The 19,550-nt window shown below is 68.4% G+C and carries 20 protein-coding genes and 1 pseudogene; 7 read left to right on the top strand and 14 right to left on the bottom strand.

Translation table 11 applies throughout. The features are described from left to right. Both JWP65_RS15685 and JWP65_RS15690 read left to right on the top strand, forming a co-directional pair. Positions 1 to 1,338 (top strand): solute carrier family 23 protein (locus JWP65_RS15685; RefSeq protein WP_299765363.1); only part of this gene is annotated, 1,338 nt, incomplete at its 5' end. A gap of 2 nt (positions 1,339 to 1,340) precedes the next feature. Next, a complete protein-coding gene (locus JWP65_RS15690) occupies positions 1,341 to 1,766 on the top strand; it encodes a hotdog fold thioesterase (RefSeq protein ID WP_299765365.1) in 426 nt (141 codons plus the stop codon). A gap of 36 nt (positions 1,767 to 1,802) precedes the next feature. Here the strand turns inward: JWP65_RS15690 and JWP65_RS15695 are convergent, their stop codons facing one another. After that, positions 1,803 to 2,363: a cob(I)yrinic acid a,c-diamide adenosyltransferase gene (locus JWP65_RS15695; protein WP_299765367.1), complete on the bottom strand. Its 561-nt coding sequence runs from the start codon at positions 2,361 to 2,363 to the stop codon at positions 1,803 to 1,805. Between the two features lie 182 nt (positions 2,364 to 2,545). Between JWP65_RS15695 and JWP65_RS15700 the strand changes: the two genes are divergently transcribed. The 3 genes from JWP65_RS15700 to JWP65_RS15710 all read left to right on the top strand — a co-directional run bounded on the left by JWP65_RS15700 (position 2,546) and on the right by JWP65_RS15710 (position 4,911). Further along, positions 2,546 to 3,094, top strand: coding sequence for an EF-hand domain-containing protein (locus JWP65_RS15700; protein ID WP_299765369.1), 549 nt, complete (start codon positions 2,546 to 2,548; stop codon positions 3,092 to 3,094). Next, positions 3,081 to 3,425: a hypothetical protein gene (locus tag JWP65_RS15705; protein ID WP_299765371.1), complete on the top strand. Its 345-nt coding sequence runs from the start codon at positions 3,081 to 3,083 to the stop codon at positions 3,423 to 3,425. The genes JWP65_RS15700 and JWP65_RS15705 overlap by 14 nt, the downstream gene beginning before the upstream one ends. 61 nt (positions 3,426 to 3,486) lie before the next feature. Further along, on the top strand, positions 3,487 to 4,911 hold the full coding sequence (locus JWP65_RS15710) for an FAD-linked oxidase C-terminal domain-containing protein (protein WP_299765373.1): 1,425 nt from the start codon (positions 3,487 to 3,489) through the stop codon (positions 4,909 to 4,911). A gap of 46 nt (positions 4,912 to 4,957) precedes the next feature. Here the strand turns inward: JWP65_RS15710 and JWP65_RS15715 are convergent, their stop codons facing one another. The 6 genes and pseudogenes from JWP65_RS15715 to mnmG form a co-directional block, all read right to left on the bottom strand. Beyond that, entirely contained in the window at positions 4,958 to 5,887 is a 930-nt protein-coding gene (locus tag JWP65_RS15715; protein WP_299765375.1) for a ParB/RepB/Spo0J family partition protein, read from the bottom strand. Positions 5,888 to 5,892: 5 nt separating this feature from the next. Then, entirely contained in the window at positions 5,893 to 6,432 is a 540-nt protein-coding gene (locus tag JWP65_RS15720; RefSeq protein WP_299765378.1) for an alpha/beta fold hydrolase, read from the bottom strand. Positions 6,433 to 6,481: 49 nt separating this feature from the next. After that, a complete protein-coding gene (locus JWP65_RS15725; RefSeq protein ID WP_299765380.1) occupies positions 6,482 to 7,270 on the bottom strand; it encodes a ParA family protein in 789 nt (262 codons plus the stop codon). 3 nt (positions 7,271 to 7,273) lie between these two features. Next, entirely contained in the window at positions 7,274 to 7,888 is a 615-nt protein-coding gene (locus tag JWP65_RS15730; RefSeq protein WP_299765382.1) for a LysE family transporter, read from the bottom strand. Between the two features lie 25 nt (positions 7,889 to 7,913). Continuing rightward, positions 7,914 to 8,594: a 16S rRNA (guanine(527)-N(7))-methyltransferase RsmG gene (rsmG, locus tag JWP65_RS15735; protein ID WP_299765384.1), complete on the bottom strand. Its 681-nt coding sequence runs from the start codon at positions 8,592 to 8,594 to the stop codon at positions 7,914 to 7,916. Then, positions 8,591 to 10,541, bottom strand: a pseudogene (mnmG, locus tag JWP65_RS15740) (tRNA uridine-5-carboxymethylaminomethyl(34) synthesis enzyme MnmG). Before mnmG ends, rsmG begins: the two are co-directional and overlap by 4 nt. Before the next feature lie 99 nt (positions 10,542 to 10,640). On the opposite strand from mnmG, the gene JWP65_RS15745 reads away from it, so the two are divergent. After that, positions 10,641 to 10,895 carry a YkgJ family cysteine cluster protein gene (locus JWP65_RS15745; RefSeq protein WP_299765400.1) on the top strand — a complete coding sequence of 85 codons (255 nt, stop codon included), beginning with the start codon at positions 10,641 to 10,643 and terminating at the stop codon, positions 10,893 to 10,895. A gap of 97 nt (positions 10,896 to 10,992) precedes the next feature. Here JWP65_RS15745 and JWP65_RS15750 read toward each other — a convergent pair whose 3' ends face one another. From JWP65_RS15750 to JWP65_RS15775, 6 genes are all read right to left on the bottom strand, one after another. Continuing rightward, on the bottom strand, positions 10,993 to 12,447 hold the full coding sequence (locus tag JWP65_RS15750; protein ID WP_299765386.1) for an aldehyde dehydrogenase: 1,455 nt from the start codon (positions 12,445 to 12,447) through the stop codon (positions 10,993 to 10,995). Positions 12,448 to 12,465: 18 nt separating this feature from the next. Beyond that, positions 12,466 to 13,278, bottom strand: a complete 813-nt coding sequence (locus JWP65_RS15755; protein WP_299765388.1) for an ABC transporter ATP-binding protein — start codon at positions 13,276 to 13,278, stop codon at positions 12,466 to 12,468. Then, positions 13,278 to 14,066 (bottom strand): ABC transporter ATP-binding protein, encoded by a 789-nt coding sequence (locus tag JWP65_RS15760; RefSeq protein WP_299765390.1) that lies wholly within the window; start codon positions 14,064 to 14,066, stop codon positions 13,278 to 13,280. The genes JWP65_RS15755 and JWP65_RS15760 overlap by 1 nt, the downstream gene beginning before the upstream one ends. Then, positions 14,059 to 15,075 carry a branched-chain amino acid ABC transporter permease gene (locus JWP65_RS15765; protein ID WP_299765392.1) on the bottom strand — a complete coding sequence of 339 codons (1,017 nt, stop codon included), beginning with the start codon at positions 15,073 to 15,075 and terminating at the stop codon, positions 14,059 to 14,061. The genes JWP65_RS15760 and JWP65_RS15765 overlap by 8 nt, the downstream gene beginning before the upstream one ends. Positions 15,076 to 15,153: 78 nt before the next feature. Further along, a complete protein-coding gene (locus tag JWP65_RS15770; RefSeq protein WP_299765394.1) occupies positions 15,154 to 16,029 on the bottom strand; it encodes a branched-chain amino acid ABC transporter permease in 876 nt (291 codons plus the stop codon). A gap of 114 nt (positions 16,030 to 16,143) precedes the next feature. Further along, positions 16,144 to 17,355, bottom strand: a complete 1,212-nt coding sequence (locus JWP65_RS15775) for an amino acid ABC transporter substrate-binding protein (RefSeq protein WP_299765396.1) — start codon at positions 17,353 to 17,355, stop codon at positions 16,144 to 16,146. A 166-nt stretch (positions 17,356 to 17,521) separates the two neighbouring features. Here JWP65_RS15775 and JWP65_RS15780 point away from each other — a divergent pair, with 166 nt between their 5' ends. Continuing rightward, positions 17,522 to 18,463 (top strand): helix-turn-helix domain-containing protein, encoded by a 942-nt coding sequence (locus tag JWP65_RS15780; RefSeq protein ID WP_299765398.1) that lies wholly within the window; start codon positions 17,522 to 17,524, stop codon positions 18,461 to 18,463. A gap of 82 nt (positions 18,464 to 18,545) precedes the next feature. On the opposite strand, the gene JWP65_RS15785 is transcribed toward JWP65_RS15780, so the two are convergent. Then, entirely contained in the window at positions 18,546 to 19,379 is an 834-nt protein-coding gene (locus JWP65_RS15785; protein WP_299765399.1) for a transglutaminase family protein, read from the bottom strand. Positions 19,380 to 19,550: the final 171 nt, after the last annotated feature.

Here is a 19,550-nt window from a genome sequence, read left to right on the forward strand (position 1 = left end):
CTTTTCCAATGGCGCGAGGTCCGCGCCGGGTCCGACGGCGGCGTCGTCGCGCCCGACGAGCGCCTGCCCTGGCCGCAGACCGCGGCCATGGGCGTGCAGCACGTGATCGCGATGTTCGGGGCCACAGTGCTGGCGCCGATCCTGATGGGGTTCGACCCCAACATCGCCTTCCTCATGAGCGGTATCGGCACGCTGATCTTCTTCCTGGTCACCGGCGGCAAGGTGCCCAGCTACCTGGGTTCCAGCTTCGCCTTCATCGGCGTGGTGATCGCCGCCACGGCGTACGCGGGCAAAGGCGCCAACGGCAACATCGGCGTGGCGCTCGGCGGCATCATCGCTTGCGGCGTCGTCTACGCGATCATCGGGGCCGTCGTGCATGCGGTCGGCACCGGCTGGATCGAACGCTTCATGCCGCCAGTGGTGACCGGCGCGGTCGTGGCCGTGATCGGCCTCAATCTGGCCGGCATCCCGATCAAGAACATGGCGCCGACCGACTTCGACAAGTGGATGCAGCTGGTCACCTTCGTCAGCGTCGGGCTGGTGGCGGTGCTCACGCGCGGCATGGTGCAGCGGCTGCTGATCCTGATCGGCCTGATCGTCGCCAGCATCATCTACGCGGTGCTGGCCAACGGCCTGGGGCTGGGCAAGCCGCTGGACTTCTCCAGCATCGCCAGCGCCGCCTGGTTCGGCGCCCCCGCCTTCACCGCGCCGGTCTTCAGCGGCTCGGCGATGCTGCTGATCGCGCCGGTGGCCATCATCCTGGTGGCGGAGAACCTGGGCCACATCAAGGCCGTGACGGCCATGACCGGGCGCAACCTGGACCAGTACATGGGCCGCGCCTTCATCGGCGACGGCGTGGCGACGATCGTCAGCGGCGCCGCCGGCGGCACCGGCGTGACCACCTATGCCGAGAACATCGGCGTGATGGCCGCCACCAAGATCTATTCCACCGCCATCTTCCTGGTGGCCGCGATGATCGCGGTGGTGCTCGGCTTCTCGCCGAAATTCGGCGCCGTGATCCAGGCGATCCCGCTGCCGGTGATGGGCGGCGTCAGCATCGTGGTGTTCGGCCTGATCGCCGTGGCCGGCGCCAAGATCTGGGTCGACAACCGGGTCGACTTCTCGCAAAACAAGAACCTGATCGTCGCCGCCATCACGCTGGTGCTGGGCACCGGCGACTACACGCTCAACTTCGGCGGCTTCGCACTCGGCGGAATCGGGACTGCCACCTTCGGCGCCATCCTGCTGTATGCGCTGCTGAACCGGGACCGCTCGACCGGCGTCAGCGTCGCCGATGCGCCGATGGTGGAAGTGCCCGAACCGCGCAAGCCGGTGTGACCATGGCAAGAATCTGGAAGCAGGAGATCACGGTGCAGGCGCTGACGGCCTTGCACCGGGGCACGGCGCCGGAATATCTGGGAATGGAATTCCTGGAGGTGGGCGACGACTTCATCCGCGGCCGCATCCCGGTGGATGCCCGCACCCGCCAGCCCTATGGGGTGATCCACGGCGGCGTCAGCGTGGTGCTGGCGGAAACGCTCGGCTCTTGCGGCGCGGTGTACTGCTGCCCGCCGGGCTTTCGCGCAGTCGGCCTGGACATCAACGCCAACCACCTGCGCGGGGCATCGTCGGGCTGGGTGACCGGCACGGCACGGCCGGTGCACGTCGGGCGCAGCACGCAGGTCTGGCAGATCGACCTGCACAACGACGCGGGGGAGCTGACCTGCGTGTCGCGGCTGACGATGGCGGTGCTGACGCCGAAGTGACCGGGCTGGTGCGCAGCAGCGCTGCACACCACGCTGTCACTGCGACCGCGCCAGCCGCTCGCTTTTCCAGTACACGTCATCCCCGCCATCCATGCGGTTGAACACGCGCGCCAGCACGAACATCAGGTCGGACAGCCGGTTCAGGTACTGCCGCGGCGCATCGCGCAGCGACTCGGCGGCGCCCAGCGCGACCAGCGCCCGCTCGGCGCGGCGGGCCACGGTGCGGCACACATGGGCTTGCGCGGCCGCCCGGTTGCCGGCCGGCAGGATGAACTCCTGCAGCCTCGGCAGTTGGGCGTTGCAGCTGGCCAATGCCTCGTCCAGCGCGGCCACCGCCTCGGCCTTGAGCAATTCATAGCCGGGAATCGACAACTCACCGCCGAGGTTGAACAGCTGGTGCTGGATCTCCACCAGCACGGCGCGGCAGTCCGCCGGCACCGGCTCGCACAGCAGCAGGCCGATGTGGGAATTGAGTTCGTCCACGTCACCCATGGCGTGCACCCGCAGGTGGTCCTTGGGCACCCGCGTGTTGTCGCCCAGCCCGGTGGTGCCGTCGTCGCCGGTGCGGGTGGCGATCTGGGTCAGCCGTTGTCCCATGGTGTCTCCTTTGTTGCCGGGGATTGTGCGCCAGCGGACCAGCCTCAGCGTTACCGACCCGCAGCCCGGCTGCTCCTGTTCCTACACCGAATCACACCGACATCGGCTGGCATCACAGCCGCGCCGGATGACGATGGTCCAAGGCCGCCCACCCGCCGGCGCCAACTTGCAGGAGCCCCGCCATGTCGCCTCTTTCCCGCCTGACCGCCGCTTGCGTGGTGGCCTTGGTCGCCACCGCCGCTGTCCACGCGCAGCAGCGCTCGGTGCGCCCCGCCACCACCACCGCCCCCTCGGCCAACGCCCGCGCCGCGCAGGCAGCCCCAAATCCCGCCGGCCTGCGCCCGCCGAACCCGGCCGGCCTGACTGCCGGCAGCGGCGCCGCCGTCTCGGGCGACCCGGTCGCCGCCGGCCATGCCGCCGCCATCACGCGCGGAACTGCGCCCAACACCGTGGCCGGTGGCCCGGCCGGCGCCGATGGCGACGGCGGCGACACCGGCCTGTCGGGGGCCGGCGCCGCCGGCCTGCCGGCCCGGGGGTCGTTGCAACCGGTGCCGATGGGCTCCGGGGGCAACCCGGTGGAAGTCGCCCGCGCCTTCATCAACGCCGACAGCAACCACGACGGCGAGCTGACCCGCAACGAAGCGTCCCGCCTGGGCATCGCCTTCGAGGAGATGGACCGCGACTTCGACGGCGTCGTCACGCGCGCCGAATACGGCGATGGCCGGCGCTGACGCGCTGCGCGGGCTGCTGCTGGGCCTGACGCTGGCGGGTGCAGCCGTCAGCCAGGCGCAGGTGCCGGCGCAACGATCCGCCGATCCGGCAGCCTCGCTGATGCCGCCGGCCGGCACCGCCGCGACCGTCCCGCCACCGGCTCCGGCGGCCGGCCGCTGGACGGCGGCCCAGGTGCAGCAATCGTTCAGCCAGGCGGACAGCAACGCCGATGGCCAGCTCACGCGGGCCGAGGCCCAGCGGCTGGCCCTCCTGCCGCGTAGCTTCGAGGACATGGACGCCAACAAGGACGGCGTCCTGTCGCTGGCCGAATACCAGGCCGGCGCGCAATAGCGCTTGTGCTGCAGACTGCCGGGCGGGGCCGCACTACACTGGGTGCTCCCCGGAGACCCGCATGAACGCACCCACCGCCCTGTCGCACCTGGTTCCGCAAGTCAGGCAACGCGACGTCCCCACCACCCTCGTCGAGGGACTGAAGGCGCGCTTTGGCGACCGCTGTTCCACCGCCATGGCGGTGCGCGAGCAGCACGGGCGCGACGAGTCGTCGTTCGAGGTGCCGCCGCCCGCCGCCGTGGTATTCGCCGAGTCCACCGCCGATGTCGCCGAAGCCGTGCGCCTGGCGTCCATGCACGACGTGCCGGTGATCCCGTTCGGCGTCGGCTCGTCGCTGGAAGGCCATTTGCTGGCCGTGCAGGGCGGCATCAGCATCGACGTCAGCCGCATGAACAAGCTGCTGTCCATCAACGCGGAAGACCTGACCGTCACGGTCCAGCCCGGCGTCACGCGCAAGCAGCTGAACGAGGAGATCCGCAGCACTGGCCTGTTCTTCCCGATCGACCCGGGCGCCGATGCTTCGCTGGGCGGCATGAGCGCCACCCGCGCCTCCGGCACCAACGCCGTGCGCTACGGCACCATGCGCGAGAACGTGCTGGCGCTGGAAGTGGTCACGGCCAGCGGCCAGGTGATCCGCACCGGCACCCGCGCCAGGAAGTCGGCGGCCGGCTATGACCTGACGCGCCTGTTCGTCGGCAGCGAAGGCACGCTGGGCGTGATCACCGAGGTGACGCTCAAGCTGTACCCGATCCCCGAGGCGATTTCGGCCGCCATCTGCTCGTTCCCCAGCATCGAGGCCGCCGTGCGCACCACCATCCAGGTGATCCAGCTGGGCGTGCCGATCGCGCGGGTCGAACTGATCGACAGCAATACGGTGCGCATGGTCAACGCCCACAGCAAGCTGGGGCTGCGCCAGGAGCCCATGTTGCTGATGGAATTCCACGGCTCGCCGGCCGGCGTCAAGGAGCAGGCCGAGACGGTGCAGGAGATCGCCTCCGAGTTCGGCGGCAACGCCTTCGAATGGGCAGCAACGCCGGAAGAGCGCACCCGGCTGTGGACCGCTCGCCACAACTCCTACTTCGCCGCGGTGCAGTCGCGCCCCGGCTGCAAGGTGATTTCCACCGACACCTGCGTGCCGATCTCGCGGCTGGCCGACTGCCTGCTGGACTCCGTGGCCGAGGCCGATGCCAGCGGCATCCCCTACTTCCTGGTCGGCCACGTCGGCGACGGCAACTTCCACTTCGGCTACCTGCTGGACCCGAACGATCCGAAGGAGCGCGAGGTCGCCGAAGACCTGAACCACAAGCTGGTGAGCCGGGCGCTGGCGCTGGAAGGCACCTGCACCGGCGAGCACGGCGTGGGCCTGCACAAGATGGGCTTCCTGGTCGACGAGGCCGGCGCCGGCGCGGTCGACATGATGCGCACCATCAAGCGGGCGCTGGACCCCAAGAACATCATGAACCCGGGCAAGATCTTCGCGCTCTGAGACTGCGCCTGCGACAGCACCGCAGTGAGCGCTGGCTCTGCGCGGTTTAGCCCCCCCGCAGTCTGTCGATCAGCCCGTTCAGTTCGTCCAGCGACCCGAAGTGGATCGCCACCTCGCCGAGCTCCTCCATCCGGCCGTGGCGCTTGACCCGCTTCTTGATCCGCACCTCCACCTGCGCCGTCAGTAGGTCCGACAGCTCCTCCTCGATCCGCTTCAGGTCGCGCGACTTTTCCTGCTTCGGCTTGTTGGGCGAGGTCAGGCTGAACTCGGCGCCGATCTTCTTGACCAGGCCTTCCGCCTCGCGCACCGACAGCTTCTTCTGCGCGATCTGGTTGGCCGCCGTGATCTGCGCCGCCCGCTCCAGCGACAGCAGCGCCCGCGCGTGGCCCATGTCCAGGTCGCCGGCCATCAGCATGCTCTGCACCGGGTCGGCCAGGTTCAGCAGGCGCAGCAGGTTGGAGGCGGCGCTGCGCGAGCGGCCGACGGCTTGCGCCGCCTGTTCATGCGTCAGCCCGAAGTCCTTGATCAGGCGCTGCAGGCCCTGCGCTTCCTCCAGCGGGTTCAGGTCTTCGCGCTGGATGTTCTCGATCAGCGCCATCGCCGCGGCGGCTTCGTTCGGCACGTCGCGCACCAGCACCGGCACGCTGTCCAGGCCGGCCAGCTTGGCCGCGCGGTAGCGGCGCTCGCCGGCGATGATTTCGTACTTGCCCTGGTTCGGCCCGTCGGACAGGCGCCGCACCAGGATCGGCTGCATGATGCCCTGGGCCTTGATCGACTCGGCCAGCTCGTACAGGGCGCCCTCGTCCATCCGGGTGCGCGGCTGGTATGCGCCCGGCACCATGTCGCCCAGGAACAGCGACGCCGGCTGACCAGGATGGGCACCGGGCACTTCGCCGGCAGCGGCGTTCTCGTCGAACTTGGGCCCGAGCAAGGCTTCCAGGCCGCGGCCCAGGCCCTTGGGTTTTTTGGTGACCATCGCGATCAATCTTTCATGAGGTCCTGCAGCAGGACATGGCCTTCAGGCCAGCTGGCCAGGCCGGAATCGGCGTTGATGTGGCCGCAGTCGCCGTAGTCCATGAACTGGGCGTTCCAGGCGTGGGCGAACAGGCGGGCGCGCTCGAAGGCGCAATACGGATCGTTGTGGCTGCCGAGCAGCACACTGGGAAATGGCAAGGCCCGCAGCTGGATCGGCGACCAGCTGGGAATCTGCTCGCGGATTTCCGGCCGCTCGACGTCGCCGGGCGCGACCAGCAGCGCCGCCTTCACCCGGTGCGTGTTGCGCGAATGCGCGGCCCAGGCGGCCGTGAGGATGCAGCCCAGGCTGTGCGCCACCAGCACCACCGGCTCGCTGCGCGAGAGGATCACATCCTCCAGCCGCGCCACCCAATCGCCGCGCAAGGGCTTGCGCCAGTCGTGCTGCTCGACCCGTACGTAGCCATGGCGCTGCTCCCACAGGCTTTGCCAGTGCTTGGGCCCGCTGTTCTCCCAGCCGGGCAGCAACAGCACGTTCTGCGGCTTCATCTGCCAGCGTTGTGATCGCGGTGAAACAAGACGGACACCGGGTGTCTGGTCATTTCATGCTCTCGATGCGATCGACCATCTCTTTCGCGAACGCGACAAAGGCCTGACTGCCGCGGGCCGCCGGATCGAAGGCCACGCCCGGCAGTCCGTAGCTGGGCGCCTCGGCCAGCCGCACGTTGCGCGGGATCACGGTGTTGAACACCTTGTCGCCAAAGTGGGCCTTGAGCTGGTCGCTCACGTTCTGCTGCAGCGTGATGCGCGGATCGAACATCACCCGCAACAAGCCGATGATTTCCAGGTCCTTGTTCAGGTTGGCGTGCACCTGCTTGATGGTGTTGACCAGGTCCGACAAGCCTTCCAGCGCGAAATACTCGCACTGCATTGGCACGATCACGCCGTGGGCGGCGCACAGGCCGTTGAGCGTAAGCATGGACAGCGAGGGCGGGCAGTCGATCAACACGAAGTCGTACTCGTCGGCCACATCGGCCAACGCTGTCTTCAGGCGCTTTTCGCGCCGCTCCACGTCCACCAGCTCCACCTCGGCGCCGGCCAGCTCGCGGTTGGCTCCCAGCACATCGTAGCTGCAGCCGGCTTCCACCAGTCGCTCGCTGCGCACCCTCGCCTCCACCACCGAAGCGGATTCGAGCAACACGTCGTACACCGTCAACTCGAGCTGGCGCTTGTCGACGCCCGACCCCATGGTGGCGTTGCCTTGCGGATCCAGGTCCACCATCAGCACCCGCTGCCCCACCTTGGCCAGGCCGGCCGCCAGATTGACGGTGGTGGTGGTCTTGCCGACGCCGCCCTTTTGGTTCGCTACACAGAAAATCTTGGCCATGGGTTACCTGGAGACGGCGAGCTTGACGCCAAAGCCTAGCAGGCAGAGGCCGGCGACCTTCTCCAGCACGCGGGCAATGAGCGGGTTGGCGCGCATGCGCTCCGCCAAGAAGTGGGCCAACAGCACGACCGTCAAGCCGTACAGAAAGGTCAGCACGGCGATGGTCGCGGCCATCAGCCCGAAGGTGAGCAGGCCCTGGTGCCGGGCCGGGTCGACGAACAGCGGGAAGAAGGCCATGTAGAAGACGATGGCCTTGGGGTTCAGCAAGGTGATCAGGCCAGCCTGCCTGAAGTAGTGGCGCGGCTCGATGTGGAGCACCGGCGCGTCGCCCGGTTTGGCCAGCAGCATGCGCAAGCCCAGCCAAGCCAGGTAGGCGGCGCCCAGCCACTGCACGGCTTCGAAGACGCGTGGAGAGGTTGCCAGCAAGGCCGCGACCCCGGCCACCGCCGCCCACATGAGCACCTGGTCGCCGGCGATCACGCCGAAGGTGGCCGCCAAGCCGCCGGCAATTCCGCCCTTGCCGGTGGAGGTGATCAGCGCCAGATTGCCGGGCCCCGGGATCAACAGGAAGATCAGGATCGCGGCGACGAATGCGCCGTAGTCTGCAACGCCAAGCATGGGAAGCCTCCGGGAAAGGCTGAGTTTAACTTCCGGCGCCAGTCGCGCCCGCGGCGCTTTGCCGGCTCGGCGCGCGCCGCATCCAGACCAGGCAGCGCTCGGCATCCAGGCCGGGCACAACCAACTGTTCCACGTGGAACACTTGTGCCGTGGGCGGCAGTTCGGCCAGCTCCTGCCCCGGGTGCTTGCCTTTCATCGCCAGCCAGACGCCCTGCTCCGCCAGGGCCGCGCCCGACCAGGACACGAAATCCTGCAGGGAAGCGAAAGCCCGGGAGCAGATGAGGTCGTACGATCCTTGCAGGTTTTCCACTCTGGCATGCATGCCGCGCAGCTGGGCCAAGGCCAACTGGGCCGCCACCTGCTGGATGAACGCAGCCTTCTTGCCAACCGCATCCACACAGTCCACCGCCAGATCGGGGCAGCAGATCGCAATGACGACACCGGGCAGCCCGCCGCCGGAGCCGACGTCCAACAGCCTGAGTGCCCGACCGGCCGTGTGGCGGCGCAGCGGCGGAATCATGGCCAGACTGTCCAGCAGGTGCTGCACCAGCATCTCGCGCGGATCGCGCACCGATGTCAGGTTGTAGACCTTGTTCCATTTGCCCAGCAAGTCGAGGTAGGCCAGCAAGGCATCCACTTGCGCCGGGCTCAGCCCCAACCCCAGCGTGGCCGCGCCGGCGCGCAGCTCCTCATTCAGGGAGCTCATGCCGCGGCCTGCCCTGCGGCGCTGACCGCCCCCGCGAAGCCTTCGACTCTGCTTTTCTTCAAATGCACCAGCAGCAGCGAGATGGCGGCCGGCGTCACGCCGGAAATTCGCGACGCCAGACCTAGCGTTTCCGGCCGATGCTTGTTCAGCTTCTGCCGCACCTCGATGCTCAGCGCGGGCACTTGCATGTAGTCGAACTCGGCCGGCAGCTTCAGGTTTTCATAATGGGCGGCACGCCCGATCTCGTCCTTTTGCCGGTCGATGTAGCCGGAGTACTTGGCGCCGATCTCGAGTTGCTCGACCACCGGCGCATACAGCTCGCCCAGTGTTTCACGTGAAACATCGGGGCTGGCGTAGCGCCTGCCTTCCAGGCCGAGCAGGGTTTCGTAAGTCACGCCGGGTCGTCGCAGCAATTCGCCGAGGCTGTATTCATGGGCGATATTGGTGCCAAGCACCCGCTCGGCTTCCTGGGCCGATACGATCCGAGGATTGATCCAGGTCGACTTCAGGCGTTGTGTTTCACGTGAAACAGCATCGCGCTTGCGGCTGAACGCATCCCAGCGCCGGTCCTCCACCAGCCCTAGCCGCCTGCCCTCTTCCGTCAACCGCAGATCGGCATTGTCTTCGCGCAGCTGCAGCCGGAACTCGGCCCGGCTGGTGAACATTCGGTACGGCTCGGTCACGCCCTTGGTGACGAGATCGTCAACCAGCACGCCCAGGTAGGCTTGGTCACGGCCCGGCAGCCAGGCTGCTTCGCCCCGGCATTGCAGCGCGGCATTGACGCCGGCGAACAAGCCCTGGGCGGCAGCCTCTTCGTAGCCGGTGGTGCCGTTGATCTGCCCGGCGAAGAACAGGCCCTGAATGGCACGGGTCTCGAAGCTGCTCTTGAGGCCACGGGGATCGAAGTAGTCGTACTCGATGGCGTAGCCAGGCCGCAGGATGTGGGCGTGCTCCAGCCCCGGCAGCGTCCGCACCAGGCCCAGCTGGATGTCGAACGGCAAGCTGGTTGAAATGCCGTTGGGGTAGAACTCGTTGGTGGTCAGCCCTTCCGGCTCCAAAAAAATCTGGTGGCTGGCCTTGTCGGCAAAGCGGTTGATCTTGTCTTCCACGCTCGGGCAGTAGCGTGGGCCCACGCCTTCGATCTTGCCGGTGAACAACGGGCTGCGGTCGAAACCGGAGCGGATGATGTCGTGGGTGCGCTCGTTGGTGTGCGTGATCCAGCACGGCACCTGGCGCGGATGCATGTCGACCCGCCCCATGAAGCTGAACACCGGCACCGGTCCGGGGTCGCCGGCCTGCTCCTGGCACTTGGAAAAGTCGATGCTGCGGCCATCGATGCGCGGCGGGGTGCCGGTCTTCAATCGCCCTTGCGGCAGCTTCAGCTCCTTCAGCCGGGCCGACAGCGACACCGCCGGCGGATCGCCGGCCCGGCCGGCGGCGTAGTTGCTCAGCCCGACGTGGATCTTGCCGTCCAGGAAAGTGCCTGCGGTCAGCACCACCGCGCGCGCGGAAACGAACCCCAACCTGGGTGACGGCGCCGACCACGCGGTCGCCCTCCACCATCAGGTCGTCCACGGCCTGCTGGAACAGCGTCAGGTTGGGCTGGTTTTCCAGCCGCTGCCGAATCGCCGCCTTGTAGAGGATGCGATCGGCCTGGGCCCGGGTGGCGCGCACCGCCGGACCTTTGCTCGAGTTGAGGATACGGAACTGAATCCCCGCCTCATCCGTGGCGATCGCCATCGCGCCGCCGAGCGCGTCCACTTCCTTGACCAGGTGGCCTTTGCCGATTCCGCCGATGGACGGGTTGCAGCTCATCTGCCCGAGGGTTTCGATGTTGTGCGTGAGCAGCAGCGTCTTGCAGCCCATGCGCGCGGATGCGAGGGCCGCTTCGGTGCCGGCATGGCCGCCACCGACCACGATGACGTCGAATTCTTCTGGGTAGAGCATGAGCATGGCGCCGTCCTGCGCGGGGGGCGAGTGCCCTGGGGGAAAGGGCAAGATTTTACCGGGCGGGGTGGTTTCGCGCCCGCCATGGACAATCGGGCGATGAACTGCCGACCCGGCTGCGGCGCCTGCTGCATCGCCCCCTCCATCACCTCGCCGATTCCGGGCATGCCGCAGGGCAAGCCGGCCGGCGTGCGGTGCGTTCAGCTGGACGAGGAGAACCGGTGCCGGGTGTTCGGAAAGCCGGAGCGGCCGGCGTTTTGCGGCGGGCTGCAGGCCGCGGCAGAGATGTGCGGGAGCAGCCGGCAGCACGCGATGCTGTGGCTCACTTCCATGGAAACGCTGACTGCGCCTTGATTCTAGGGATGGTGCGCGGCAAGCCGCACACCCTACGACGACCCACGAACCGGTAGGGTGTGCAGCTCCGCTGCGCACCATCCCTACTCCTCCAACCTCAGAACGGATAGTGCCGCGGCGTCGTCTGGATCGTGATCCAGCGCAGCTCGGTGAACTCGGCGATGCCGGCCCGGCCGCCGAACCGGCCCATGCCCGACCCTTTGACGCCGCCGAACGGCATCTGCGCTTCGTCGTGCACGGTCGGCGCATTGACGTGGCAAATGCCCGAGTCGATCTTGCGTGCCACGTTGAAGGCGCGCGCGATGTCACGGCCGAACACGGCAGCCGACAGGCCGTACTCGTTGTCATTGGCGCAGACTATCGCCTCTTCCACTCCGCGCACCCGCACGATCGGCTTGACCGGGCCGAAGCTTTCCTCGTGGTAGATCCGCATCGCCGGCGTCACGTGGTCCAGCAGCGTGGCGGCCATCAGCGTGTTTTCCGACTTGCCGCCGCAGACCAGCTTGGCGCCCTTGGCCAGCGCGTCTTCCAGCAGCGCGTTGCAATGCTCCACCGTCGGCATGCCGATCACGCTGCCCAGCACCACCGGCTCCGGCTTGCGCGGGTCGCCCACCGGCAGCGACTTCGCCTTGGCGGCGAACTTGCGCACGAACTCGTCGGCGATCTTCTCGTCGACGATGATCCGTTCGGTGCTCATGCAGATCTGGCCGCTATTGGCGAAGCAGCCGAACGCGGCCGCATTCACCGCGTCATCGATGTCGGCGTCGTCCAGGATCACCAGCGGCGCCTTGCCGCCCAGTTCCAGCACGGCCGGCTTGAGGTACTTGGCGCAAGTCTGCGCGATCAGCTTGCCGACGCGGGTCGAGCCCGTGAAGTTGACGCGGCGCACGGCCGGATGCGAGACCACCGCCTCCACCACGATGCCGGCCTCGTGCGGCGCGTTGGTGATGTAGTTGACGACGCCGGCCGGAAAACCGGCATCGACGAAAGCCTCGGCGATCAGCTGGTGGGTGCGCGGGCAGTTCTCGCTGCCTTTCAGCACCACGGTGTTGCCGCAGGCCAGCGGCGTGGCGATGGCGCGCACGCCCAGGATGATGGGCGCGTTCCAGGGCGCGATGCCCAGCACCACGCCGGCCGGCTGCCGTACGCCCATCGAGAGCGAGCCGGGCACGTCCGAGGGGATCACCTCGCCGGCCACCTGCGTGGTCAGCGACGCCGCTTCGCGCAGCATGCCAGCCGCCAGCATCACGTTGAAGCCGGCCCACATGCCGGTGGCGCCGGTTTCGGCGGTGACCGCCTCGACGAACTGCGGCAGCTTGGCCTCCAGCTTCTCGGCCGCCTTGAGCAGCAGGTTGCGGCGCTCGCCGGGGCCGGTCTCGCTCCAGGTCTTGAAGGCTTCGGCGGCGGCTTCCACCGCCATGATGGCGTCGGCCGGCGAGCAGGCCGGCGCCCGGGTGGCGACGGTGCCGTCGAGGGGATTGCGGCGCTCGAAGGTCGCGCCCTTTTCGGCCGTGACTTTCAGGCCGTTGATCAACATGGACAGGTCGGACATGGTTGGCTCCTGGAGAGACTAGGAAATGGGTTCAGGTGGCGCGGCGCGGGCGGCCTGCGCCGTGGTCGGCTTGCTGGCGCTGCTCTCGCCCGCGCCGAGGTAAGCCTCGCGGATCACGCTGGAGCGCGCCAGCAGCTTGGCCGGGCCGCCGGCCACCAGCGCGCCGCGCTCCAGCACGTAGCCGCGATCGGCCACGGCCAGCGCCTTCTTCACATTTTGCTCCACCATCAGCACGGTGGTGCCGGCGTCGGCGATGCGGCGCGCGATCGCCAGCAGTTCGCCGACCATCCGCGGCGCCAGGCCGAGCGAGGGCTCGTCCAGCATCAACAGGCGCGGCGCGACCATCATGGCGCGCGCCACGGCCACCATCTGCTGCTCGCCGCCGCTCATGGTGCCGGCCAGCTGTCTGGCGCGCTCGCGCAGCTTGGGAAAGTCGTTCATCACCTGGTCGATCCGATGCCGCCGCTCGGCCTTGGCCACCAGCCAGCCACCAAGCTCCAGGTTTTCCAGCACCGTCATCTGCGGAAAAAGCTGCCGGCCTTCCGGCACCAGCGCGACGCCGCCGCGGACGATCTCGTGGGTCTTTTCCGGTAAGTCCTCGCCATCGAGCAGCACTTCGCCACTGCGCGGGATCAAGCCGTTGAGCGCGCGCAGCAACGTGGTCTTGCCGGCGCCGTTGGGACCGAGGATCACGGTCAGGCCGGGCTTCACTTCGAAGGCCAGGTCGCGCAGCACCAGGAACGGGCCGTAGCCGGCGTTCAGGCCCTGCACTTTCAGGTGGGCCCGCTTGCCCGCCGCACCATGCTCGTAAGGAAGGTCGCTCCAATGCATCACGCGATCTCCTCGCCCTCTTGAACCATCTCGTCGCCCAGGTAGGCCTCGATCACCTGGGGGTTGCGCGTCACCTGCGCCGGCGTGCCGTCGGCGATCATGCGCCCCTGGTGCAGCACGATCACCCTCTCGACGTGGCGCAGCAGCGTGCGCACGGCATGCTCGATCCACACCACGGTCAGGTTCAGGTCTTGCCGCAGCTTGCGGATCAGCTGCGCCATGTTCTCGATCTCGGACTCGGTCAGGCCGGCCGCCACTTCGTCCAGCAGCAGCAACCTGGGCCGGGTGGCCAGCGCCATGCCGATCTCCAGCAGCCGCTGCTGCGACGGCGTGATGTCGCCGGCGCGCAGCGGCGCCTGCTGCTCAAGCCCGATCAGCTGCAGGATGCGCGGCGCATCGCGCAGCAGCCACGGCACCGAAGCCTCCTCGCCCCACAGCCAGTACTTGCGGGGACGGCGACCGGCGAACTTCAGGCCGAAGGCGATGTTCTCGGTCACGCTCATGTCGGCGAACACGCGCGGCGTCTGGAAGGTGCGCGCCAGGCCATGCGCTGCGAACTTGTGCGGCCCCTTGCCGGTGAGGTCGTCGCCGGCCACCAGCAACCGGCCCGAGGTCGGCGCCACCACGCCGGAGATCGCGTTGAAAAAGGTGGTCTTGCCGGCCCCGTTGGGGCCGATGATGCCGACCAGCTCGCCGGCGCGCAGGCTGGCGCTGACGGCGTCGACAGCGACCAGGCCGCCAAAGCGCACCGTCACTTCGCGAGCTTGCAGCAGTGGGGCCTCAGACAAGGCGGGCCTCCTTGGCGCGCTTTTTCGCCCGCGCCTTGTCGCCACTCAACTCGTGGCGGCGTTCCTTCCACCAGCCCTTGACGTCGTCGCGCCAGCCGCTGAAGGTATCCCAGCGCACCGACGCCAGGCCGCCCGGCAGGTACAGCACCGACAGGATCAGCAGCAGCCCCAGCGACATCATGTAGACCTGCGGCGCCTGCAGCCGCAGCGTCTCGGCCAGCAGGCTGAAGACGATGGCGGCGATCAGCGGTCCCCACAGCGTCAGCGCCCCGCCGATGAGAGCGATCAGCACGGTCTGAAAGCCGATGAAGGGGTTGAACACGGTGTGCGGATCGATGTAGGTCCAGCGCACCGACATGGCCGCGCCCACCGCGCCGGCGAAGGCTGCCGTCAGGGCAAAGCCGGCCAGCTTGATCCACCGGGTGTTCACGCCCAGCGTCTGCGCGCGTTGCTCGTCCGAGCCGACGCCGGCCAGCGCCAGGCCAAAGCGAGTGCGCCGCACGACGATGGAGACGGCCACCGCCAGCACGGCCAGGCCGAGCACGGTGCCGTAGATCGTGTCGCGATCCGGCACCACGGTCAGCACGCGGCCGACGGTCCCGGTCACCGTCTTTTCCCAGTAGGTGATCGCGTGGCGGATCAGCTCCGTCATGCCGAAAGTGAGCACCGCGAAGTAGGTGCCGCGCAGGTGCAGCACCGCCGCGCCCATCACCGCGGCGACGACGACGGCCAGGCCCGCCCCCAGCGCCACCGACTGCAGCCAGCCGAAGCGCTCCAGCCCCAGCGCGCAGGTGTAGGCGCCGATGCCGAAGAAGGCCGAGGTGGCCAGCGACAGGTAGCGCGTGGTGCCGCAAAACAGCGCCCAGCTCGAAGACAGGGCCACGTACATCAGGCAGGTCAGGCCCAGCGAGACGATGAATTCGCTGCCCCAGTACGGCAAGGCAAGCGCCCAGCCGGTGAAGGCGAGCAGCACGAGCAGGTCGCGCACCAGCAGTTGTCGTGAAGTCATGGAACCCCCGGGCTTGTCACTGCGTGTACAGCGCCACCCCCGAGGGGGCCGTCGCATCCTGGAGCGGTCCGGCGATGCTCATTTGGAGAACAGGCCCCGCGGCCGCAGCAGCAGCACGGCGATGAAGATGCCGTAGGACAGCAAGGCCTTCAGCGACGGGTTGGTGAAGTGCATGCCGAGCGCCTCGACCACGCCGAGCAGCAGGCCGCCGGCGAGCGCGCCGCTCATGCTGCCGAAGCCGCCGAGCGTGATGACGATCAGCGCGGTGACGGTGTAGGGCTCGCCCATGGCCGGCGAGATGGTGTACGCCATCGACAGCAGGCAGCCGGCCACGCCGGACAGGCCCAGGCCGATGCCGAACATCAGCGGATGCAGCACGCGGGTGTTGATGCCCACCAGCTGGGCGCCGGTCTGCGACTGCATCAGCGCCCGCACACCCTTGCCCAGCAAGGTCTGGCGCAGCAGCACGATCAGCGCGCCGGCAAAGAGCAGCGCGAGCACCAGCACCAGCAGCTTGTTGGCGGCGAACTGGGCGCCGCCAAAGTGCACCGGCTGCGTCAGGTAGTCGTAGCCGCGCAGCTCGCCGCCCCAGGCCCAGGAGATCAGGTTCTGCACCAGGAACATCAGGCCGAAGGCGACCATCAGGCCGCGCGCCTCGAAGATGTCGAGGTTTGGCGAGGTGGCGGCCAGGCGCCGGAAGCACAGCCAGTGGATCGCCAGGCCGAGCGCCATCAGCACCAGCAAGGACACCGGCACCATCAGCAGCGGCGAGACGCCGAACGAGGTCTGGACCATCCAGGTGAGGTAGGCACCGACCATCAGAAACTCGCCGTGGGCGATGTTCAGGATGCGCATCAGGCCGTACTGCAGATTCAGCCCGAGGGCGACCAGCGCGTAGATGCCGCCGGTGATGAGGCCGGAGGCGATGAGTTCAGTCCAGGCGCCGAGAGACATGTGGGAAGCAGGAATGGAATTCGTAGCTGTGCAAGCGCAGCTTGCGCACCGCGGCGGCCGCATGGTGCGCAGGCGAAGCCCGCACACCATGCGAAGGGTGGAAGGCGCGCCTGCTTATCTCCAGGCCGGCTTGTTCGGATTGAGCTGGGCGGTGGCGAGCTTTCGCGGCCACACAACCTCGAACTCGCCGTTCTGCCACTGGCTCACCGTGCCCGGCGTGCCGACGTTCTCGCTGCCGGCGAACTTGATGTCGCCCATGATGGTCTTGTGCGTGGTGTTGGCCACGTAGTCGCGGATCTGCTTGCGGTCCAGACCGACCTTGTTGACGGCGCTGGTCAGGATCTCCAGGCCGGCCCAGCAGGCGCCGCTGGCCCAGCGGTCGGGCTCCTTGCCGGCGAACTTCTTCGTGTGCGCGTCGAAGTAGGCCTTGGCCGCGGGGTTGCTCTTGGCGTTCCACGAGCCCATGCCCAGCACGCCTTCGGCGCCGGCCGGCGTCATCACGTTGCGATACAGCTGGAAGGCGGTGCCGACCGAGGCGTAGAAGTACTTCGGGTTGAAGCCCACTTCCTTGGACTGCTTGGACGCCAGGATGGTGTCGGGCGGGTAGGTGAAGCCGATGAAGGCGTCCGGGTTCTTGTCCTTGATCGAGCGCAAGGTGGGCGACAGATCCTTGACGCCGGCCGGGTAGCTGGTGTCCTGCACGATGCCGATGCCGGTGCCGGCCAGCGCCACCTTCAGCGCCGCGTAGTTCTCCAGCCCGAACAGGTCGTCGACGTAAATCACGGCCACGCTCTTGACGCCGTTGGCCTTGAACATGTCGACCAGCGCATCGCACATCGGCTTGGGTTGCTGCAGCAGCAGGAAAAAGTACGGCAGCTTCATTTCCGCCAGCCGGCGCGACAGGGCGGTCGGCGCCAGGAACGGATAAGCGAAGCGGTTGGCCAGCGGCGCGACGGCGAAGTTGGCGTTGCTGCCCCAGGGCGGCAGCACCAGGTCGACCTTGTCGCTGCCCATCAGCTTTTCGTAGGTGCGCACCACGGTCTCGGTGTCGCTGCGATCGTCCGAGCTGATCAGCTCGATCTTGCGGCGCTGGCCCTTGACGTCGATGCCGCCCCCAGCGTTCTGCTGCTCGGCCCACAGCAGGTAGTTCGGCTCCTGGCTGACCTGGGCGCCGCCGGTCCATGGGCCGGTGCGCGACATGGCGTAGCCCACCCGCACCGGCGCGCCCTGCGCCATCAGGCCGGGGGCGACGGACATGGCGCCGACCGCGGCGGCGGCGCCCTGGATGAACTGGCGGCGGCTGGAGCCGGGAATGCGTTGGGCCATGGATGTCTCCTCTGTGGGGTGGCTGATGCCCGATCGTAGGAAATGCCCAAGCCCGGCGCTTTGCTGTGCGGGCAGAAAGCGCTTGCCTGCGCGTGCAAGCGGCCCCGGGTTAACCCTCGAGGAGGGTGCGCGACAGGCGCAGTGCCAACAACCATAATCAGCCGACATGGCCGAGTCCACCTCGATGAGCACCGACGTCGTCGCCCCGCGCGACCGGGCGCCGCAGTGGTGCGAGTGGGTTCACAAGCACTTCGGCGGCCTGCACTCGGACCTCTATGGCGACCCCGACTTCGACGGCCACATCGCGGCCACGCGGGCTGGCGACGTCATCATGACGCGGCTGGAGGCCGACCGGCACCGGGTGCTGCGCACGCAGTCGCTGGTGCGCACCAGCGAGGTCGCCTACCTGAAGATCGTGGCGCCCTGGCAAGGCAGCGCCACGGTGCAGCAACAGGGCCGGCAAGCCTGCGCGCGCGACGGCGCCTGGGTGATCTACGACACGACTGGCGCCTACGAGATCGCCAACCCCGAGCGGGTCGACCACCTGATCGTGATGGTGCCCAAGGAAGGCCTGGCCGAGCGCGGCCAGCGCTTCGACGGCGGGATGGCGCGCCAGCTCGGGGCCAGCGGCATTTCACGCGTGGCACTGGAGACCATGCGCAACACCTACCTGGAGTTGCCGCACATGAGTGCGGCGGCGGCGCAAGGCGCGGGCGAGCTGATCAAGCAGCTGGTGCACCTGTCGCTGACAGAGCTGGCCGGCCAGGAAACCGCGGTGACGCAGCGCGAAGCCTTGCGCGACCGCATCCGCGGCTACGTGCGCCAGCACCTGCGTGACCCGGCGCTGTCGGTGGATGCGATCGCCCGCGCGCTCAATTGCAGCCGGCGCCACCTGTACAACGCCTTCGCCGGCGACGGCGAGTCCATCGCCGCCTACATCCAGCGGCTGCGGCTGCAGGCCTGCGTGCGCGACCTGCAGCAAGGCGGCCCGCATACGCGCCCCATCACCGACATCGCGCTGTCGTGGGGCTTCGGCAATCCGTCGCACTTCAGCCGCGTGTTCCGCGACCACACCGGGATGAGCCCGTCGCAATTCCGCGCGAGCTGACCTTCCCCTCAGTCGTTGCGGCTTGGCCGGCAAACCACTCCGGCCGGCGCGCAACCCTGGATCCCGGGCCCGGCCCGGGACATCAAACCGGCGCCACCTGCGGCACCGCCGCTGCCCCCCGCGGCCGCGCATCGTGCTCCAGCACGTGCACGTCCTTGCGCACCATCCGCACCTGGCCGAACATCGTGGCGAAGGCCACGTCCTTGGCATCGCGGCCGGTGCCGATGCGCACCAGCCGGTCCACCGGCGCCATGCCGGTCGGGTCGAACAGCACCCAGCGCCCGCCCAGCCAGGCTTCGAACACCGCGTGGAAGTCTTGCGGCGGCTCGTCGAACCAGACGTAGCCCACCACCAGCCGGGCCGGGATATTGAGCGCGCGGCAGAAGGTGATGCCCAGGTGGGCGAAGTCGCGGCACACGCCGGCGCGCTGCCGGTACACCTCGTGCGCCGTGGTGGTCGAGAAGGTGCTGCCGGGCCGGTACGCGATCTCCTTGCGGATCCACTCCACGATTGCCTGCACCCGGCCGATGCCGGGCGGATGGCCGCCGAACAACTGGCCGGCGGTCTGGCACATCACGTCCGATTCGCAGTAACGCGTGGGCAGCAGGTACTTGAAGATGTCGTCGGGCACCCGCGCCACCGGCCACTCCGGCGACGCCGGGTCGACCGGCGCCGTGTGGACCTCGACTTCCGCCTTGTAGCGCACTTGCAGCGGCCCGGGCGCCGCGTCCAAGCGGATGAAGCGGTTGCCGCTGCGTGGATCGATCCAGCTGCGCGGCTCCACGCCCGACGAAATGGCGAGCTGCTCGCCGAGGATCTTCTGGGTCGGCCAGTGCGCGGCTTCGATGTTGAAGCAGAAGTGGGTGGGCGTCACCACCTCGTAGTCGAGCACTGTCTCCACGGTGGACAAGTGCATGGCGGTTCCGTTGCTCGATAGGGACGGCCCATGCTAGGCAAGGCAACGCCCGCGGGAATCGGCGGGCGGCTGAGCAGCCTGTAGGAGGTCACCTGCCGAACAGCCCCTTGAACGTGTCGCCCAGCCGCCCGGCGGCGTTGGCAGCCCCACCGGGGGCGGCCAGCGCGCCCA

The sequence above is a fragment of the Ramlibacter sp. genome (assembly GCF_028292805.1).
In the GTDB taxonomy this organism is placed as follows: Bacteria; Pseudomonadota; Gammaproteobacteria; order Burkholderiales; family Burkholderiaceae_C; genus Ramlibacter.

Excerpts from the sequence above, each read along its gene's own strand:
- JWP65_RS15690 (WP_299765365.1), top strand. The coding sequence starts at position 1,341 with ATGGCAAGAATCTGGAAGCAGGAGATCACGGTGCAGGCGCTGACGGCC.
- JWP65_RS15695 (WP_299765367.1), bottom strand. The coding sequence starts at position 2,363 with ATGGGACAACGGCTGACCCAGATCGCCACCCGCACCGGCGACGACGGC.
- JWP65_RS15700 (WP_299765369.1), top strand. The coding sequence starts at position 2,546 with ATGTCGCCTCTTTCCCGCCTGACCGCCGCTTGCGTGGTGGCCTTGGTC.
- JWP65_RS15705 (WP_299765371.1), top strand. The coding sequence starts at position 3,081 with ATGGCCGGCGCTGACGCGCTGCGCGGGCTGCTGCTGGGCCTGACGCTG.
- JWP65_RS15710 (WP_299765373.1), top strand. The coding sequence starts at position 3,487 with ATGAACGCACCCACCGCCCTGTCGCACCTGGTTCCGCAAGTCAGGCAA.
- JWP65_RS15715 (WP_299765375.1), bottom strand. The coding sequence starts at position 5,887 with ATGGTCACCAAAAAACCCAAGGGCCTGGGCCGCGGCCTGGAAGCCTTG.
- JWP65_RS15720 (WP_299765378.1), bottom strand. The coding sequence starts at position 6,432 with ATGAAGCCGCAGAACGTGCTGTTGCTGCCCGGCTGGGAGAACAGCGGG.
- JWP65_RS15725 (WP_299765380.1), bottom strand. The coding sequence starts at position 7,270 with ATGGCCAAGATTTTCTGTGTAGCGAACCAAAAGGGCGGCGTCGGCAAG.
- JWP65_RS15730 (WP_299765382.1), bottom strand. The coding sequence starts at position 7,888 with ATGCTTGGCGTTGCAGACTACGGCGCATTCGTCGCCGCGATCCTGATC.
- rsmG (WP_299765384.1), bottom strand. The coding sequence starts at position 8,594 with ATGAGCTCCCTGAATGAGGAGCTGCGCGCCGGCGCGGCCACGCTGGGG.
- JWP65_RS15745 (WP_299765400.1), top strand. The coding sequence starts at position 10,641 with ATGAACTGCCGACCCGGCTGCGGCGCCTGCTGCATCGCCCCCTCCATC.
- JWP65_RS15750 (WP_299765386.1), bottom strand. The coding sequence starts at position 12,447 with ATGTCCGACCTGTCCATGTTGATCAACGGCCTGAAAGTCACGGCCGAA.
- JWP65_RS15755 (WP_299765388.1), bottom strand. The coding sequence starts at position 13,278 with ATGCATTGGAGCGACCTTCCTTACGAGCATGGTGCGGCGGGCAAGCGG.
- JWP65_RS15765 (WP_299765392.1), bottom strand. The coding sequence starts at position 15,075 with ATGACTTCACGACAACTGCTGGTGCGCGACCTGCTCGTGCTGCTCGCC.
- JWP65_RS15770 (WP_299765394.1), bottom strand. The coding sequence starts at position 16,029 with ATGTCTCTCGGCGCCTGGACTGAACTCATCGCCTCCGGCCTCATCACC.
- JWP65_RS15775 (WP_299765396.1), bottom strand. The coding sequence starts at position 17,355 with ATGGCCCAACGCATTCCCGGCTCCAGCCGCCGCCAGTTCATCCAGGGC.
- JWP65_RS15780 (WP_299765398.1), top strand. The coding sequence starts at position 17,522 with ATGGCCGAGTCCACCTCGATGAGCACCGACGTCGTCGCCCCGCGCGAC.
- JWP65_RS15785 (WP_299765399.1), bottom strand. The coding sequence starts at position 19,379 with ATGCACTTGTCCACCGTGGAGACAGTGCTCGACTACGAGGTGGTGACG.